This is a genomic window from Acinetobacter sp. LipI_23 (assembly GCF_058243045.1).
In genome coordinates this window covers 3,344,393-3,362,723 of sequence record NZ_JBZAYJ010000001.1, presented here as the reverse complement: position 1 = coordinate 3,362,723, position 18,331 = coordinate 3,344,393, and the positions used below count along the sequence as shown (strand labels likewise).

Below are 18,331 nucleotides of genomic sequence, written 5' to 3'. Positions count from 1 at the left end.
ATAGGACTTACGCACTGTTATTTATAGACTCTCTGTGGTAGCAGATGATTTTTATCGAGAATAAAGTCATCAATGAAGTTTTTGATCATTGGTCTAAATAACTTCTTCTGCCAACGATATACATTTTCAAAGATCCGCTCAAACTGGTTCTTTTGTATCTCAACATAGGCCATCAAGGCTGAAAAAATATGATTCGAAATCAGTTTAGATCGTCTTACTTGAAACTTTTCAATATGACAAACCTGTTTAATCACTCGGTGATATTGTTCTATTTTCCAATGACTTGAATGTAATTCATGAAAACCCTCAAAGGACAATAAATCATCTTCATCTTGATGCACAATATAAAACCTCTGCTGTTCTTTTAACTGAGTCTTAAATAATTGTACAAAGCCAAAATCTTTGAGCCAGACCACTTGACCCTGATGGAAATTTGGCAATAAACGCAGTTGAAACCATTGTCCTTTTTCTGGGGAAACCTTACGGTTACAGTCGATACCAAACATAAATCGAATACCATATTTTCTTATGGTTTTTAGATTTCCAGTCGATGAATACCAACTATCACCTGTAATAAATTGAATCTTTGCACCCCAACTGAGTACTTCACTTAACATATCCATAAAGTAATCATTCTTGGTTTTACTTTCAGATTTGTCATAAATTCGGAAATTAATTGGAATATTTTGACCATTCTGATCTGTCGCATACAAGGTAATGAGATTAATACCCTTGACGGATCGGTGGTGTTTGCCTGACCAAAAATAGCTAACCAAGTCCATATGTTGACTATAGGGTTTATCTAAAACAGTATCATCAATACTGACTATAAGTTTATTATTATCAATATGTTGAATTGCTTCTTGATATAGGTCGTGAGGTGTGTAGTCTTCACGTTCTAGAAAGCGATTTACACTATCATGCGAGATGTTATAAGTCTCGGCAAGTTGTGTGCAGCTAATAGAGTTCGGTTCTGTCATGAGAAAGCCCATATAAATGGGTAGAGTACAAGTTGCTGTAGAAGCATTTTTAATTCGTCTGATCACAGATACTTTATAAAGTATTTTAATACTTTTTTGAATCCGTCAATGCGTAAGTCCTATAGTACATCGCATTTTACAGTATGGTTTGCACTGTCATTACGTAGACGAGGTTTTACTTTTGACGGCACAAAAGTAACAAAATGCCTTTGTTCCCCTGATATGGCGTCCCTACCATACAGTGAAACAGCGACATCCATGTCGCTTCATCATTTGACCTGATTTGGGTAGAACCACAATAAATGGGTTCATGTAATACCCAGCGAGTCGCTTTCATGTCTAGCCTGCTTTCTATACAATAAAAACAGAAAAAATTGCCAAGACTGTAGAGCAATACGCAGCCATCGCTAAGGACAAATACAATGAGTAAAGACAATATCCGCGAACATTCAGCTCCTGTTTATGAAGGCATTGAAAATGCGCCCGCACGTTCCATGATGCGTGCCACAGGCTTTAACGATTCAGACTTTACTCGTCCCTTTGTTGGTATTGCGTCTACTTGGGCTAATGTCACGCCATGTAATATGCATATCAATGAACTGGCACGTGAGGCCGAAAAAGGGGTCAATCAAGCTGGTGGTAAAGGCATTATTTTTAATACCATCACCATTTCAGATGGTATTTCTAACGGCACCGAAGGTATGAAGTATTCATTGCTGAGCCGTGAAATTATTGCGGATTCGATAGAAGCGGTGGTGGGATGCCAAGCCTATGATGGCGTTATCGCGATCGGTGGTTGTGACAAAAATATGCCGGGTTGCATCATGGGCTTAGCCCGTTTAAACCGTCCAGGTTTGTTTGTTTATGGCGGTACAATTAAGCCTGGCGCAGGACATACCGACATGATTTCCGTCTTTGAAGCTGTGGGTCAGCACGCCAAAGGTGAAATCAGTGCCATTCAAGTCAAACAGATTGAAGAAGTGGCCCTGCCGGGGCCGGGTTCATGTGGTGGCATGTACACTGCAAATTCGATGGCCTCTGCGATTGAAGCCTTGGGCATGAGTTTGCCGGGCTCCTCTGCACAAGAAGCGGTTTCTGATGACAAGCGGATCGACTGTCAAAAAGCAGGTGAAGCGGTGATGAATTTACTGCGCTTAGACCTGAAACCACGCGATATTATGACCAAAGCTGCATTTGAAAACTCAATTAAAGTGCTGATTGCCTTGGGTGGTTCGACCAATGGTGTGCTGCACTTACTGGCAATGGCACATACTGCTGGGGTTGAGCTGAGTTTGGATGATTTCGTCCGTATCGGGCAAGATATTCCCGTAGTGGCCGATGTGCGTCCATCTGGCAAATATTTGATGTCTGAGCTGATCGCGATTGGGGGCATTCAACCGCTGATGAAGCGAATGCTTGATGCTGGCATGCTCGATGGTTCATGTTTAACGGTCACTGGAAAGACCTTGGCGGAAAATTTGGCTGAGGTTGAAGACTATCCAGAAGGTCAACAGATTATTTTACCGTTCGACGCGCCAATTAAAAAAGACTCTCACTTGGTGGTGCTTAAAGGTAACCTGTCTCCAACAGGTGCTGTGGCTAAAATTACCGGCAAAGAAGGCCTTTACTTTGAAGGACCTGCACGTGTCTTTGAAGGTGAAATTGGCGCAATGCGTGGCATTTTGGATGGCGAAGTTCAAGCGGGTGAGGTGGTGGTGATTCGTGGTGAAGGGCCTAAAGGTGGTCCGGGTATGCCTGAAATGCTGAAACCGACCTCAGCGATTATTGGTAAAGGTTTGGGCAAATCTGTGGCGCTGATCACCGATGGTCGTTTCTCCGGCGGTAGTCATGGTTTTGTCATTGGTCATGTAACCCCAGAAGCCTATGAAGGTGGGCCAATTGGTTTAGTACAAAATGGCGATAAAATTTCAATCAATGCAGAAACCCGCGAAATGACGTGGCATATTTCGGCAGAAGAGGCCGCAGCGCGTCAAGCCGCGTGGGTGAAACCGCAGCCGAATTATCGTTATGGGGCTTTGGCCAAGTTTGCAAAACTGACCACTGGTGCGGAAAAAGGCGCGGTAACTGATCTAAATTTAGATGTCTAATTGATCATTTTGCTGCGAATTGATATAAACCCTTGTAGTACTTTCAAGGGTTTAATTTAGAGGCTTTGCTCATGTCACTGTTGCGTCGATGGTTCGATCCGATTCGATCGCGTTGGTTTTATCAAAAACCGATTCGTCAAACGGTCGTATCTACAGAACAAGGCTTGAGTATTCATTTACGCCTCGACGATGTATATAGCTATTTAGCGGTTCAGCAGTTACCACAAATTGAAGAAATTTTAGCGGACGAACTGAAACCATTGAAGGTGGTCATTTCCAGTCAGGCTGCTGCCCCCCCGAATCAAATGTCGGCTTTGGAGTGGCAAACTTATTGTTTAAATGATGCCAAAATTCTGTCGCGCCAGCACCGTTTTAGTTTTCACGAAACGCCAGAACAACCCAGTCCAGAGGCGCTGAGCCAAGCGGAAACCATCTTGCGGCATACACCGCTGCGTGGGCAGGACTTTTTATATTTGCTGGAAGATGTGTTTCACATGCTGTGGCAAAAACAAGAGGGTAAGCTGCGCACCTTATATGCGATGGCCAGCCGTCACCATCAAGAGCAACACTTTCCAGAACGTATTTTTAATGATGAGGCGGTATTGGCCAGTTACTTCCAGCTTGGTGACCGTCAGTACCATGCCGTCGATGATCTGCTGCGTTTAACGCGCCGTTTAAAACAACAAAAATTATTTACCGATAATCCAATTTTCTTGATCAATCATATTGATTGGCGTGAGCATTTGATTAGTGATGCTGAAGAGTTAAATGAAATTCAGGCGCTCGATCCAGAGTTAGACTTATACGTTGCGCTGGAAGATCCAATTTCATGGTTGTTATTGGCTTATATTAAAGAAGAACTGGCCGATTATTATAATATTCAGCTCAATGTCTATCCGCTCAGCTATCACGGTCGAGACGGGTTTGATTGGAGTTTGGCAACGCGTTTATCCAAACGGACAGAAATCAAATTCACACCGTTTTGCCGTCCGACGCAAGCAGCCACTTTGGCGATGGCACAGTTATTTTATAGCGTGCCTGAAGAGCAGCGCGTTGATGCCATGTATCGGATTTTGAAAGCCGTTTGGACCCAAGGCAAAGATTTATCCTTTAAATCGCACTTTGATCAACTGATGCAAGAATTGGAAATCACAGCATTGATCACCGAAGATGTGGAAGCCAAGCTTCAAGAAAATGACATGCTCTGTGAAATGAAGTCCCAGCCTGATTTCCCCGTGATTGAACTGCGTGTGGATGGGCAGAGCTATGTCTTTAATAGTCTGTATCGCGTCTGGATGATTGAAAGTATTTTCAGTAATGTGCTGGAAGATCAATATAAAACCGACCCTGTGGATGAAAGCGAAGGCTGAGTTTTGTATATCTCTTATTGATCAAAACAGTCCAATAACATATGAAACCTAAAGCCGATGGTGTTTTTTGGCTGAGTTATTAAAGTGCTTATTAATAATGTTAATGAGGTTTAACAATTAAATTTATTGTTAAATTTTATTAATAAATAGGCTTCCAAATGAAAATGATTATAATTGGCATTCTTTCTGTCTGTTGATTGATGTTATGCGTTTTCATATTTCTTCTTTGAGCTTATCCATTCTGGCCGTGATGACTACAGCAGCGTTTGCTCAGGGCGAGACACAGGAAACAGCATCATCCCAAGTTTTACCGACTTTGCAATTTGAAGCCCAAGATGCAGATGTAAAAGCGGCATATGCAGCAAAAACTGCATCAGCTGTTTTGCGTTCAGATGCACCGCTGTTTGAAACAGCACAATCGATCAGCGTGATTAGTGAAAAACAACTCGAACAGAAACAAGCGAAAACACTGTCTGAAGCCTTGCAGGGTGTAGCGGGGGTCACCGCAGGACAGTATGGTCGCCGTGGTTGGGATGACTTTATTATTCGTGGGCAGGTTTCCAGCGCACAGACCTATGTCGATGGCTTGCGTATTCAAACTTCTGATAATGCCCTACGTTCAGAAGACATCAGTGGTTTACAGTCGATTGAAGTGGTGAAAGGGCCGACATCGACAGGTTTTGGCTTTGCCTTGCCGGGCGGCTTAGTTAACTTAACCACCAAACGTCCTGAAGCTGAAACTTTTTCTCGGGGCAGTGTGAGCTATGGCAGCAATGCCTTTGTGGATGGCACATTTGATATCAACTATGCGCCAAATGATAGCGAAAAAGGGGCGTTTCGTGTGGTGGGTCATGCCTCTGACCAAGATGATCCAACTGATTATGTTTATTATAAAAATTATTATATTGCACCGTCTTATAATTTTGACTTAGGTGAAAAAGACGAACTGTCTGTGATTGCCAGCTATCAGCATCGGGATTTTATTCGCCAGCAGGGGATTCCCTATAGCAATGGCGCTTATAAAAACTATTCACAGACCTTATTCTTTGGCGATTCTGACTATGGTTATGACGTTGATGTTTATCGTTTAGGTTCGAACTATGCGCATTATTTTGATAATGCTTGGACTTTTAAACAAAACTTTGCTGTGACTAAAACTGAGACATTGGGTGATTCGATTTTAGCATCTGGTCGAAGTGTATTACCTACAATTAAACGTGCAATTAATAATCAAGATAAGCAAGATGTGAATTATACTTTGGATAATAATTTGCAGCGCAACTTTAATTTTGGACTTATCAACTATGATGTGATGGTTGGTGTAGATATGATGCGTGAGCGTAGTGATTATTATCGTCGAACAGATACGATCAATGATTTTGATGTAAATAATCCAAGTTATGGAAATATAAGTATCAAAAAAGTAGGTGTGCCAACGGAAGAAATCACCTATAGCCAATATGCAGGTTTGTATTTAAGAAACACCATTAAAATTGATGATGACTGGATTATTGGGCTCTCTGGACGCCATGACTGGACTCAAGTTGAAATTGACAATATCTTAACAAATACAACAACTAAAAACTCGGACAATGCTTTCACGGGTAATGCATCTTTGATGTATCAAATCAATGATAAGTTTGCGCCCTATGTGAGTTATGCAACCTCATTCTTTCCTGTGAGCGACACTGGCGCTGGCGGAACACTATTGGACCCTGAAGAGGGAGAACAGTTTGAGGTTGGGGTTAAGTTCCAAGGGCTGAATCAAAGACTGCAAGGTTATGTGGCTTATTATGATTTAACCCGTCAGAACGTGACTGAGTCGGATTCTACCCTCGGTTATTCTGTGCAAATCGGTGAACAAAAAACCAAAGGTTTTGAAACGGAATTATCCGCTGCATTGACGGATCAATGGAACCTGACTGCAACCTATAGTTATATTCCTACCGCGGAAACGACAGAAAGTACCACCAGCAGTGATATTGGTAAGCGGATTAACCATGTGCCTAAAAATGCAGCCTCTTTATCAACCCAATACTTCTTTGCTGATGAGCCACTGGGCTGGAATATTGGTGCCAGTGCGAATTATCAGGGCGAGCGTACAGCACAACGAGGGACTTCTTATGTCCCACTATCGAGCTATACGCTGTACGACGTCAGTGCTGGCTATGAAGCTAAAAATTGGGGCGCAAAGTTCAGTGTAAAAAACCTGTTTGATAAAGAGTATCTAGTCGGCACCACGCCAAATGCGCAATTGGTGAATTGGGGCGATCCACGTACTTTCCGCTTCAGCTTAAATTTTAAATACTAAGCAGAAGCACACTGCATCACATCTGGATTCAATAACAGTTGAGTCCAGACCATTCTTTCCAGTAAGCCTCAATCTTTGGTTGAGGCTTACTTCTAAAAACAGTGATATGAGCCCAGATTTAAATTTTATAGCATGGCGCTAAGTGTTTAGAGAGAAGCGTCATGCTTGCTTTTGTTATTTTTGTTTTTGCTGTCGCAGGCATGATTAAGGGTACCATTGGTCTGGGTTTGCCCGCCGTGTCGATGGGACTTTTATCTTTGGTGATTAGCCCATTTCAAGCGGCAACTTTGCTGATTATCCCTTCCATGGTCACGAACTTCTGGCAATTGTTCGCAGAAGGACGTGTACTGCGACTGGTACAACGCTTTTGGCCGTTGCTGGTGGGCATGATCATTGGTTCAGTTTGGAGTGTTTTTCCTACACTTGGACATGGCGAATTTCAAAGTGAAGCGCTGTTGGGCGGGATGCTGGCCATTTATGGTCTATATGGTTTGTTTGTCAAAAACATGCCCAACTTAGCCCCGTATGAAAAATATTTATCACCGATCATGGGCTATTTGGGCGGTGCTTTGACGGTGGCGACAGGGGTGGTGGTGATTCCCGTGGTTCCATATTTGCAGTCCTTGCATTTGAAACGGGATGATTTGGTACAATCGCTCGGCCTTGCCTTTACCGTTTCAACTTTGTGTCTGGCCACGTATTTACATCGAAATCCTGTTGAAAACACTCCAATTGACTATCAACTGTCGTTGATCGCACTGCTGCCTGCATTGCTCGGAATGTGGTTGGGCACTAAAATTCGCTACCGCATTCCTGAACAAGCCTTTCGTAAGGTGTTCTTTGTGGGCCTAGTGCTATTTGGCAGTTATATGGTTTTACATCAACTGGGCTGGCTTTAATGCGGCCTGAGTTGGTCATGTTGGCTCAAGAGGAATTGACTAAAGCGTTGGTAATCTACTGCGAGCTGATCAAAACACCGTGCCGCTAATAGCAACTTGCGGTTGGCCCATTTGCCTAAGAGTTCAACCTGCTGAAAATCATACTGTACTTTTAAACGTAGGGCTGCCCGTTTGGGAATAATCGCAATGCCGACGCCATTGGCAACGACTTGGGCGATCGCGGCAAAGTTCGGCACCCGTAGACGATAGTGGATGTCACAGCCTAAGCGTTTGGCTTGAGCTTCTATTGACTGTTGTAAGGAGTGATATTGCATGAGGCCCACAAATGGATGTTGCAGTAATTCTCCCAGTTCTAGTTGTGCCGCAGTGGCAAGTGGATGCTGGCTTGGGCAGATCAGTACCAACGGGTCTTCAGCAAACTCTTGAGTTTCAAGCTGCCCTGCATCAAAAAAACCAGAGATCAGCCCCAACTGCGCCGTACCTGTACTGAGGGCCTGAATGATGTCATTGGTTTCGGCTTCTTTTAATTCAATATGAATCTTCGGATTTTCCATTAAATACTGCGGCAATAAATGAGGTAAGTACTCACTCTGCGCCGATGAGTTGCACCACAATATAATGTTGCTCGTTGCACTGTGAGCAAAGGGCAGCATGGCTTGTTGTAATTGCTGCTGTTGTTGCAGTAAGTGCTGCGCATATTCCGCAAAGGTTTGTCCAGCAAGGGTCGCTTTTACCCCAGTTGCATGGCGGGTAAATAAACTGACTTCAAAATGGTGTTCTAATTTTTTAATTCGCTCACTGGCGGCCTGTAAAGAAATGGCGGAGCGTTCTGCACCCTTGGTAAGACTGCCTGTACTCAGGATATTGATAAACAATTGCAGATCAAAAAAATCAAGGCGCATGGCAGGGTCAAAGCGGAAAATGTTGCTTTATCTTAGTCCTTTTTGCGTTTTGAGACATCCCTTTAGGTGTAATAGGAGTCAGAGCATTAGACCAAAAAAAGCAGCCCGAAGGCTGCGATCAACAATGGATAATCAAAATATCAGATAGATTAATCTTTTTGCCCTAAGCTGAAGAACCAGTTTAAGAACAACGCTGCAAACGTAGCAGTACCAATACCACCCAAGTTAAAGTTGCCAATTTGTAAGGCAAAATCACCTGTACCTAAAATTATGGTGACTGCTGCGACCATCAGGTTTTTGTTCTGTGAAAAATCGACTTTGTTTTCAATCCAAATTTTTGCACCCGCGATGGTAATCAAACCAAACACTACAATCGACGCACCGGTTAAAATCGCGGTCGGAATGGTATGGATGATGGCACCAAATTTCGGTGACAGACCCAAGAAAATGGCAAACACACCTGCGATGGCAAAAATGATGGTCGAGTAAACTCGTGTGACTGCCATGACTCCAATGTTTTCACCATAGGTGGTCATGCCTGGTGCGCCGACACCGCCTGCTAATGTCGTTGCGACACCATCGGCAACAAACGCTTTACCAATGTGCGGATCAAGGTTTTCACCGGTCATCGCACTCACGGCTTTAATGTGACCGAGGTTTTCTGCCACCAAAATTAACGCAATTGGTGCAATGATCATCATGGCATTGGCATTAAATTCAGGCGCATGAAAAGTCGGTAAACCAAACCAAGCGGCTTGTTGAATTGGTGCAAAATTAATCGCTGTGCCATAGCCCATAACGTTGGTCACGATGAAATAGACCAAGTAAGACAGTAACAAACCAATTAATAATAAGAGACGCTGCAATAAACCACGGGTAAAGACTGCAATCGAGCCCATACATAATACGGTAACTAGTGCCATCCACATATTAAAGGAATTGCCCGCAACGCCTTTGACCGTCACTGGCGCAAGGTTGAGACCAATAATCATCACCACAGCACCTGTCACCACAGGCGGCATCAGTTTTTCAATCCACTTAGTGCCCGTTGCCATGACCATAAAACCAAACAAGGTATAGAGCACGCCGCAGGCAATAATACCGCCGCCCGCCATAGCTAAATTTGGATTGAGTGCGCCTGTGCCCGATGCGGTATAGCCCGTTGCTGCAATCACGACCCCAATAAAGGCAAAACTTGAACCTAAATAGCTTGGAACACGTCCACCCGTCATAATAAAGAACAAGATGGTACAAATCCCGGACATTAAAATAGCAAGGTTGGGATCGAAGCCCATTAAGAAAGGTGCAAGAACCGTTGCTCCAAACATGGCAAAGGCATGCTGCACACCTAAAATTGCACTTTGTGAAGCAGGGAGGTATTCACTTGTGCCAACAGGACGTGCATCGATATTGCCTTCGTACGGGCGCCATTTGGGAAACCAATTGGACATTTTTTGAGCACTCTAAAGATAAATTGTGCACATCATACTCTTGTTTTTTAGAAGATTTAATCAGTGATACAAAAAATTGTTCAAACTAATCTTATGACTTTTCAGAACTTTTTACCGTATGGTAAAACTTTTAATTTTTAAAAATAATGAAAAATCAATGTTTAATTGGTAAATTTAGCCAATCGCTCATTCATAAATATTTATGATTGGATTGATAAAAAATTATAAAAGGTTTGACCATGCGGTCAATAAAAAAGCACATCATGCTGATGTGCTTTAAATGGAGCGGGCTTAAAACTTTATCCTGTGTTACGAAGACCCGCTGCAATGCCGGCGATACTCACCATAAGTGCATGATCTACAGGTGTATTTGTTTCCTGACGCTCTTCTAGGTAGCGGCGACGACGTTTCATTAACTCTGCTTGGAGTAAATGCAGCGGCAATAAATACGGTTTGCGCACTCTCATTGACTGATCTAAAACTTCGTTACTGCTGAGGAGTTTAGACTCACCTTTAAGCGCCAAGAGGGTTTGCACTGCATACTTTAAGCGCTGACGTAGATGTTCACCGAGCACTTTCAAGTCCTCATCATCGGTCAGGTGCGACTCATAATATAGCGCTACATGAGCATCAGACTTTGAGAGCACCATTTCCAACATATCAATCAGGGTTTGGAAATACGGCCATGCCACCAGCATTTCATCTAAGGTGGCTTTATGACCTTGATCAATCACTTGGTTAATTGCCGCGCCAGTACCTAGCCAAGCGGGTAACATCAAACGAATCTGGGTCCACGCAAATACCCAAGGAATGGCACGTAGAGACTCAATGCCGCCAGTGACTTTACGTTTTGCAGGGCGTGAGCCAAGCGGTAACATTTGCAGTTCAAGCTCTGGCGTGACGGTGCGTAAATATTTGACGAAGTGCGGGTTTTCTCGCACGGTCTGACGATATACCTGTACCGACAAATCGGTCATGCTGTGCATTAACTCGCGCCACTCAGGTTTTGGGACGGGTGGTGGAAGTAAAGTGGCTTCTAAAGTGGCAGCGGTATAAATCTCTAGGTTTTGTAGCGCAATGCCTTCTAGGCCAAACTTGAAGCGAATCATTTCACCTTGTTCAGTGACTCGAATTGCACCTGAAATCGAGCCAGGTGGCTGTGAAAACAGGGCTTGTTGCGTTGGCGCACCGCCACGGCTGATGGAACCGCCACGACCATGAAATAGTGTGAGTTGTATGCCATGCGTTTTCGCAATTGCGGTTAATTCTTCTTGCGCACGGTACTGTGCCCAATTGGCTGACATAAAGCCTGCATCTTTTGCAGAGTCTGAGTAGCCAATCATGACTTCATGTTTGCCCTGAATATGCTGTTTATACCAATGCATATTGAATAAGGTATTCATGGTGGCTGCGGCGCCATCTAAGTCTTTCAATGTTTCAAACAATGGCACCACACGTAGTGGGTGTTGGATACCTGCTTCTTTTTGCAAAAGCAGTACCGCCAGCACATCACTTGGATATTCAGCCATCGAAATAATGTAGGCACCTAAACTTTCTTGAGGCTGCGCTGCCAAAGTGCGCATGGTGGCAAACACTTCTTGCACTTCAGGTTGTTCAATTAAGCTTTGCGCAGGCTCATTTAAATGCTTGGGCAACAGTGGACGTTTGCTTTGTAGTTCCTGCAATAAGAAGTTTTGGCGCGCTTGTTCGGTCCACGTTTCAAAATTACCCAGACCCAAATATTCAGTAATCGCCGAAATCGCTTGGCGATGACGGCCCGATTCTTGGCGAATATCCAGTTTCAGCAGTTCAATCCCGAAACAGTTCACCCGATGGATAAAGTCCAGCAGTTTCCCATTGGCAATTTCAGGCAGATTGCTGGAAATCAAAGAGCGATAGCACAGCAGTAAAGGCTGTAACAGTTCCTCTTTGGCTTTAATCACCAAGCTGTCATCGGCATCGGCACCGCGCAGTTTTTCTGCGAGCCAATGGCGCGTAGCTTTTAAACGTTCGCGAGTATCGCGTAAATATTCACGGTAGGGTTCAGGATGGTCTTGACCCAAGGCTTGACGTAGTTCATCGCTACAACTTTGAATCGACAGTTCCCAACGCAAATCTTCAATGTCACGTAAGTAAAGATCAGCCGCTTTCCAACGCGATAGCCACAGGACTTCTTGAGTAATGTTGTGTGTCACATTCGGGTTGCCGTCACGGTCACCACCCATCCATGAAGCGAAACGTACAGGTGCCACATGTAAAGGCAGACGTTGCCCACAGTGTTCGATCACCATGTCGTCTAGTTCACGCATGAACTTCGGTACGGCATTCCATAAGGTTTGCTCAATGGTGGTAAAGCCCCATTTTGCTTCATCGACAGGGGTTGGACGGTGTTGACGAATTTCATCGGTCTGCCATGCCGAACAGATCAGTTGTTTTAAGTCTTCAAGGACTGTCTGGCGCTCACGAGGGGTCAGTTTTTGCTGATCCATTTTAAATAAGGCATCGTTGATACCATCATATTTTTGGATCAGGGTACGGCGGCTAACTTCAGTGGGGTGAGCGGTGAGAACCAGTTCAATATTTAAATCACAGATTTGCTGGAACAGCGTATCGGTTGAAATGTCGTTATTTTTAAATTTAGCAAAGAGGTGGTCGAGCGGATTTGGAGAGGGTGCGGTCTCATCAAATTCACTTTGACGACGGCTACGGACCACATGGTATTGCTCCGCAATATTGGCAAAGTTCAAAAAGTGGGTAAAGGCACGCGTCAGCGGCAGAATTTCATCATCTTCAAGGCTGAAAAACAGTTGTTCCAGCTGTTTTTCGGCTTCAACTTGACCATCCCGCGCCCCTTTGGATAAGGCCCGAATTTGCTCGACCTGATTAAACAAATCTTGTCCTGCATGCTCCTTGAGGGTTTCACCCAATAGGTTACCGAGTAATCGGACATCTTCACGTAGTGGAGCATCAATTTGTTGAATCATGATTATTATTCCCTCGTTGTTCTTAATTTGACTATACCCCGATTCGATGACAATCCAAGTAGGGGCAGACAAAAGTAGGGGATTAATTGCTGAATTTAGAAGCAAATGAACAACTTAGGGCAAGAAATTGTTTTAAAGGAAAGAGGGTTTTTAATTTCAAGCATTTGAATTAATTATAAAAATATAAATTTAATTAACCGAATCTTAAGGTTTTTGTAAGGGGTATTTTAATAAAAAAATCGCAATGGCTTCTTGAATCAGTTGCTCGCGTTGTTCGGCATTGGGCACTTCATTCATCCCCAGTAACATTTCTTGGTGACGATATCCAAACAGCAAAGACATTAATAAGGTGATGACCTCGTTGACTTGTTCAAACCGAAGAACGCCTAAGGCTTGAGCTTGGGCAAAGAACTGTTCCCAAATCGCCCGCATTTTGAGGTGGGAGGCTTTATAGAAGTTCTCTAGCAATGGGTTTTGTTCAGCGGCCAGCTGTAATAACAGGTGCTCCAGCTTGATGGCCTCAGGCAGGTTAATAATATGCATTGATAACGCACAGATCTGTTTGAGCATAGGCACAAAGTCTTCGGCACGTTGCAATTGAAATGAACGACCCAGCATCAGCTTTTCACAGGTTTCCTCAATCGCACAGCTGAACAGATTGGCTTTGTCCTGAAAATGGTTATACACCGTGAGTTTGGTGACGTGCGCTTCCTTGGCAATATGGTCCATGCTGGAGCCGTGGTAGCCATGTTGTAAAAACAACTGACGTGCCACCTCCAAAATACGTTGCCGTTTTTCTAAATCCTTGGGACGTCCTGCTGAAGCTTGCACACATTTTCCTAAAAAAAAGTTCAAAAAGTCATTTACATCTGAGCATATCTTTAATTAGTGTACTACACAGTATATTAATTAAAAAATAACCAAGTTAAGTCTGGATATTGTGCCTGATTAATTGGTGGTTATGGAAGAAGAGCAGACTTCATGAGCAAAATTCAGACCCTTGTGGCAAGTATGATGGTGGTGTGTAGTATCACCTTGTGGGGATGTAGCAAAGACACGACCGAACCAGAGTCGGTGCCTTTGGTAATGGTGAGCCAACCGAATACCACGCATCTAGAACAAAAAAGCTATGCAGGCGAAGTGCAAGCCCGCCAACAAACGGCACTGTCTTTTCGTGTTGGGGGGCAAGTCACGGAGCGTCTGGTCGATGTGGGTGACCAAGTCAAAGTCGGACAAGTTTTAGCACGCTTAGATGTGCAAGATGCCCAGTTAGAACTCAATGCAGCCAAAGCACAGTTAGAAAGTGCTCAAGCGGCTGAAAAAAATGCGCAGGATGAACTCAAACGCTTTAAGCAATTGTTACCGAGTAATGCAGTGAGTCGTTCACAGTACGACAGCGTTGAAAATCAATATAAAGCCGCACTGTCGAGCTTGAAACAAGCACAAGCCAATTATAACGTTACGCAAAACCAAACCAGTTATAACCAACTGATCGCCAATAAAAACGGCGTGATTACCGAGCGTAATATTGAAATTGGACAGGTGATTTCAGCAGGGCAACCCGCGTTTCAATTGGCCATTTCAGGTGATCGTGAGGTGGTGATTGGTGTGCCTGAACAAGCCATTGCTCAGATTAAAGTTGGACAAGATGCAATCGTCACTTTGTGGTCCAAACCCGATGAACGTTTTGCTGCCTACGTCCGTGAAATTTCGCCTGCCGCAGATCAGTCACGTACTTTTAGTGTCAAAGTGGCTTTGCGTGAAGGACAAAATACGATTCAACTGGGACAGAGTGCTCGGGTGTTTTTCAGCTCAACTGAAAGCAATGTGTTGAGTGTACCGTTAGCCAGTGTTTCCGCTGCAGGTAAAAATGCTTATGTCTGGGTGGTGAATGCTGACAACAGCATTCGTAAAGTCCCTGTCAGTGTGGGGGAGTATGGTCGAAACAGCGTTACCATTCGTTCAGGTTTACAGCCAAAGGACTATGTCGTGGTGGGTGGGGTGCATTTACTGCGTGAAAAACAAAAAATTCAGCCGATTAGCCGTGACAATAAAACGGTCAAGATTGCGACAGGGAGTTAAGCATGAACTATAACCTGTCGGAATGGGCCTTAAAGAATAAGGGCTTGGTCCTTTATTTGATGTTGTTGCTGGGCATCGTGGGTGTGGTGTCTTATTCCAAACTAGCACAGAGCGAAGACCCACCTTTTACCTTCAAAGTGATGGTGGTACAGACCTATTGGCCGGGCGCAACGGCGCGTGAGGTGTCTGAACAGGTGACCGACCGTATTGAAAAAGAGCTGATGACCACGGGTAAGTATGAGCGCATTATGGCCTACTCCAGACCCGGCGAGTCGATGGTGACTTTTGTGGCACGAGATGCCATGCGCTCCAGTGAGATACCGGATGTGTGGTATGACGTACGCAAGAAGGTTGGAGATATCAAACATCAGCTGCCCAATGGGGTACAAGGACCATTCTTTAATGATGAGTTTGGTGATACTTTCGGCAATATTTATGTACTGACCGGTAAAGACTTTGATTATGCGGTGATGAAAGAATATGCCGACCGTTTACAGTTACAACTGCAACGCGTCAAAGATGTCGCCAAGGTCAACCTAGTTGGGCTGCAAGATCAAAAGATTTGGATTGAAATTTCCAACACCAAGTCGGCGCAGTTAGGCATTCCTGTGACAGCGGTGCAACAAGCCCTGCAACAGCAAAATACCATGGCCAGTGCAGGCTTTTTTGAAACAGAATCAGATCGTATTCAACTCCGAGTCACAGGGCAAATTAAAAGCGTTGAAGAACTGCAACGAATGCCTTTATTGGTAAATGGGAAAACCATCCAGCTGAGCGATGTTGCCGACGTCTATCGTGGCTTTAGTGAACCCGCTCAACCCCGTATGCGCTTTATGGGGGAAAATGGCATTGGCATTGCAGTATCGATGCGTAAAGGTGGCGACATCTTGGCTTTGGGTAAAAATTTAGAAACTGAGTTTTCCAAGCTGCAAAAAACCTTACCTTTAGGTATGGAGCTGAAAAAAGTTTCAGATCAGCCTGTTGCGGTGAAGCGTAGTGTCAACGAGTTCATGAAAGTTTTGGCTGAAGCGGTGATTATTGTACTGTTGGTTAGCTTTTTCTCGCTGGGTTTCCGTACTGGACTGGTGGTGGCATTCTCTATTCCACTGGTTTTGGCCATGACCTTTGCAGGTATGAATATTTTTGATGTCGGTCTCCATAAAATTTCCTTGGGTGCCCTGATTTTGGCGCTGGGCCTCTTGGTTGATGATGCCATTATTGCCGTGGAAATGATGGCGATCAAAATGGAACAAGGCTACAGTCGACTACAAGCAGCAGGGCATGCGTGGCGAACGACGGCTTTCCCAATGTTAACGGGAACCTTGATTACCGCTGCGGGCTTTTTACCGATTGCTACAGCAGCGTCCAGCACAGGTGAATACACTCGCTCTATTTTCCAAGTGGTGACCATTGCCTTAATTGTGTCGTGGTTTGCTGCGGTGTTGTTTGTGCCTTATTTGGGTGACAAACTCCTGCCCGATTTTAATAAAGAGCTGATTCAAAAAGCGCCGTGGTATAGCCGTTTGTGGGCACGCTTGCGCAAACAACCAGAACCTCAGCCGATGGTGCATCATGCAGGTGAGCATCACGATCCTTATCAAACCAAGTTCTATCAAGGTTTTCGCCGTTGGGTCGATCTGTGTGTGACCTATCGCAAAACGGTCATTGCAACGACGGTGGCTATTTTTGTGCTCTCGGTGTTGATGTTTAAGTTAGTACCACAGCAGTTTTTCCCACCTTCGAATCGTGCCGAAATTTTGGTCGACTTAAAACTTGAAGAAGGTGCATCTTTAACGGCAACTGAAAATGCGGTGAAAAAAGTTGAACAGTTCCTGTCGAAGCAAGAAGGCATAGATAATTATGTGGCATATGTGGGCACAGGCTCGCCACGTTTTTATTTACCGCTCGATCAGCAGCTACCACAGGCCAGCTTTGCTCAGTTTGTGGTCTTGGCTTCTTCACTGGATGATCGCAATGAAATTCGTAAATCCTTAGACACCCAAATCCGTCAGTTATTGCCTGATGTACGTACTCGCGTCTCTTTACTTGAAAACGGCCCCCCTGTCGGTTATCCACTTCAATATCGCGTGTCGGGTGAAGACTTGACCCAAGTGCGTGCTTGGGCGGATAAAGTCGCGGCGATGCTGAGTGCTAACCCCAACACCACCAATGTGCATTTGGACTGGGGTGAACCAAGCAAGATGATCAATTTAGAGATTGATCAAGACCGTGCCCGCCAAATGGGGGTGTCGAGTTTAGATTTGGCCAATTTCTTGAACAGCTCAATTTCAGGTGCCACCATTAACCAGTACCGTGAGAAACGAGAACTGATTGAAATCCGTTTACGTGGCGATCAAGCTGAGCGGGTTGAAGTAGCATCACTGGCGAGCCTTGCCGTTCCAACCTCAAATGGCGGAACAGTACCGTTGGCACAAATTGCCAAAATTGATTATAGCTTTGAAGAAGGTTTGATTTGGCATCGGAACCGTCTACCGACCATTACGGTACGTGCGGATATTCGGACCAAGTTACAACCGGCCACTGTGGTGGATGAAATGGCGGAGCAGATGAATCAGCTGCGTGCGGAACTACCGAATGGTTATTTGGTTGAAGTGGGCGGCACAGTGGAGGAGTCTGCACGTGGGGGTAAATCGGTCGCAGCAGGCATGCCTTTGTTCTTGGCCGTGGTCATGACTTTGCTGATGATTCAACTGCGCAGTATGTCTCGTGCCACGATTGTCTTGCTCACCGCACCTTTAGGTTTGATCGGCGTGGTGTTGTTCCTGCTACTGTTCAATAAACCTTTTGGCTTTGTTGCGATGTTGGGCACCATTGCCTTGTCGGGCATGATCATGCGTAACTCGCTGATCTTGATTGATCAGATTGAGCAAGACATTCAAGCGGGGCATGAATCATGGGATGCGATCATCGATGCGACGGTGCGACGTTGTCGACCAATTGTGCTGACGGCATTGGCAGCTGTTCTGGCGATGATCCCACTATCTAGAAGTATTTTCTTTGGACCTATGGCCGTTGCGATCATGGGCGGACTGATTGTGGCGACGCTATTAACCCTGTTCTTTTTACCTGCCTTGTACGCGCAGTGGTTTAAAGTAAAAAAAATTAGCCATAAGCTGTAAATTTATGCCAATATCAGGTGCGAAACGTTGAAAATTTCAATATAGTAGCACCTGAAATTTATGGCATTTTTATAAAGCAGTTTTTTGCTACACATTAAAAAACC

The 18,331-nt window shown here is 44.5% G+C and carries 11 protein-coding genes; 6 read left to right on the top strand and 5 right to left on the bottom strand.

The window, feature by feature from the left end:
- Window positions 1-17: 17 nt before the first annotated feature.
- A complete protein-coding gene (locus tag AC4CVD_RS16580) occupies window positions 18-1,046 on the bottom strand; it encodes an IS701 family transposase (protein WP_490751649.1) in 1,029 nt (342 codons plus the stop codon).
- 356 nt (window positions 1,047-1,402) lie between these two features.
- On the opposite strand from AC4CVD_RS16580, the gene ilvD reads away from it, so the two are divergent.
- The 4 genes from ilvD (at window position 1,403) to AC4CVD_RS16560 (ending at window position 7,668) form a co-directional block, all read left to right on the top strand.
- Window positions 1,403-3,088, top strand: coding sequence for a dihydroxy-acid dehydratase (ilvD, locus tag AC4CVD_RS16575; RefSeq protein WP_178895709.1), 1,686 nt, complete (start codon window positions 1,403-1,405; stop codon window positions 3,086-3,088).
- Between the two features lie 71 nt (window positions 3,089-3,159).
- Window positions 3,160-4,458: a hypothetical protein gene (locus tag AC4CVD_RS16570; protein ID WP_178895710.1), complete on the top strand. Its 1,299-nt coding sequence runs from the start codon at window positions 3,160-3,162 to the stop codon at window positions 4,456-4,458.
- Window positions 4,459-4,663: 205 nt separating this feature from the next.
- Window positions 4,664-6,769, top strand: a complete 2,106-nt coding sequence (locus AC4CVD_RS16565) for a TonB-dependent siderophore receptor (protein ID WP_178895711.1) — start codon at window positions 4,664-4,666, stop codon at window positions 6,767-6,769.
- 161 nt (window positions 6,770-6,930) lie between these two features.
- Window positions 6,931-7,668 carry a sulfite exporter TauE/SafE family protein gene (locus AC4CVD_RS16560; RefSeq protein WP_178895712.1) on the top strand — a complete coding sequence of 246 codons (738 nt, stop codon included), beginning with the start codon at window positions 6,931-6,933 and terminating at the stop codon, window positions 7,666-7,668.
- On the opposite strand, the gene AC4CVD_RS16555 is transcribed toward AC4CVD_RS16560, so the two are convergent.
- The 4 genes from AC4CVD_RS16555 to AC4CVD_RS16540 form a co-directional block, all read right to left on the bottom strand.
- A complete protein-coding gene (locus tag AC4CVD_RS16555) occupies window positions 7,665-8,570 on the bottom strand; it encodes a LysR family transcriptional regulator (RefSeq protein WP_178895713.1) in 906 nt (301 codons plus the stop codon). The two genes, AC4CVD_RS16560 and AC4CVD_RS16555, sit on opposite strands and share 4 nt — an antisense overlap.
- Before the next feature lie 149 nt (window positions 8,571-8,719).
- A complete protein-coding gene (locus AC4CVD_RS16550) occupies window positions 8,720-10,021 on the bottom strand; it encodes a solute carrier family 23 protein (RefSeq protein WP_058951473.1) in 1,302 nt (433 codons plus the stop codon).
- A gap of 299 nt (window positions 10,022-10,320) precedes the next feature.
- On the bottom strand, window positions 10,321-13,005 hold the full coding sequence (gene ppc, locus AC4CVD_RS16545) for a phosphoenolpyruvate carboxylase (RefSeq protein ID WP_178895714.1): 2,685 nt from the start codon (window positions 13,003-13,005) through the stop codon (window positions 10,321-10,323).
- A 204-nt stretch (window positions 13,006-13,209) separates the two neighbouring features.
- Window positions 13,210-13,836, bottom strand: a complete 627-nt coding sequence (locus AC4CVD_RS16540; RefSeq protein WP_005401437.1) for a TetR/AcrR family transcriptional regulator — start codon at window positions 13,834-13,836, stop codon at window positions 13,210-13,212.
- Window positions 13,837-13,986: 150 nt separating this feature from the next.
- Here AC4CVD_RS16540 and AC4CVD_RS16535 point away from each other — a divergent pair, with 150 nt between their 5' ends.
- Both AC4CVD_RS16535 and AC4CVD_RS16530 read left to right on the top strand, forming a co-directional pair.
- Entirely contained in the window at window positions 13,987-15,087 is a 1,101-nt protein-coding gene (locus AC4CVD_RS16535) for an efflux RND transporter periplasmic adaptor subunit (RefSeq protein ID WP_178895715.1), read from the top strand.
- 2 nt (window positions 15,088-15,089) lie between these two features.
- Window positions 15,090-18,227 carry an efflux RND transporter permease subunit gene (locus AC4CVD_RS16530; protein ID WP_114392634.1) on the top strand — a complete coding sequence of 1,046 codons (3,138 nt, stop codon included), beginning with the start codon at window positions 15,090-15,092 and terminating at the stop codon, window positions 18,225-18,227.
- The last annotated feature ends 104 nt before the right edge of the window (window positions 18,228-18,331 follow it).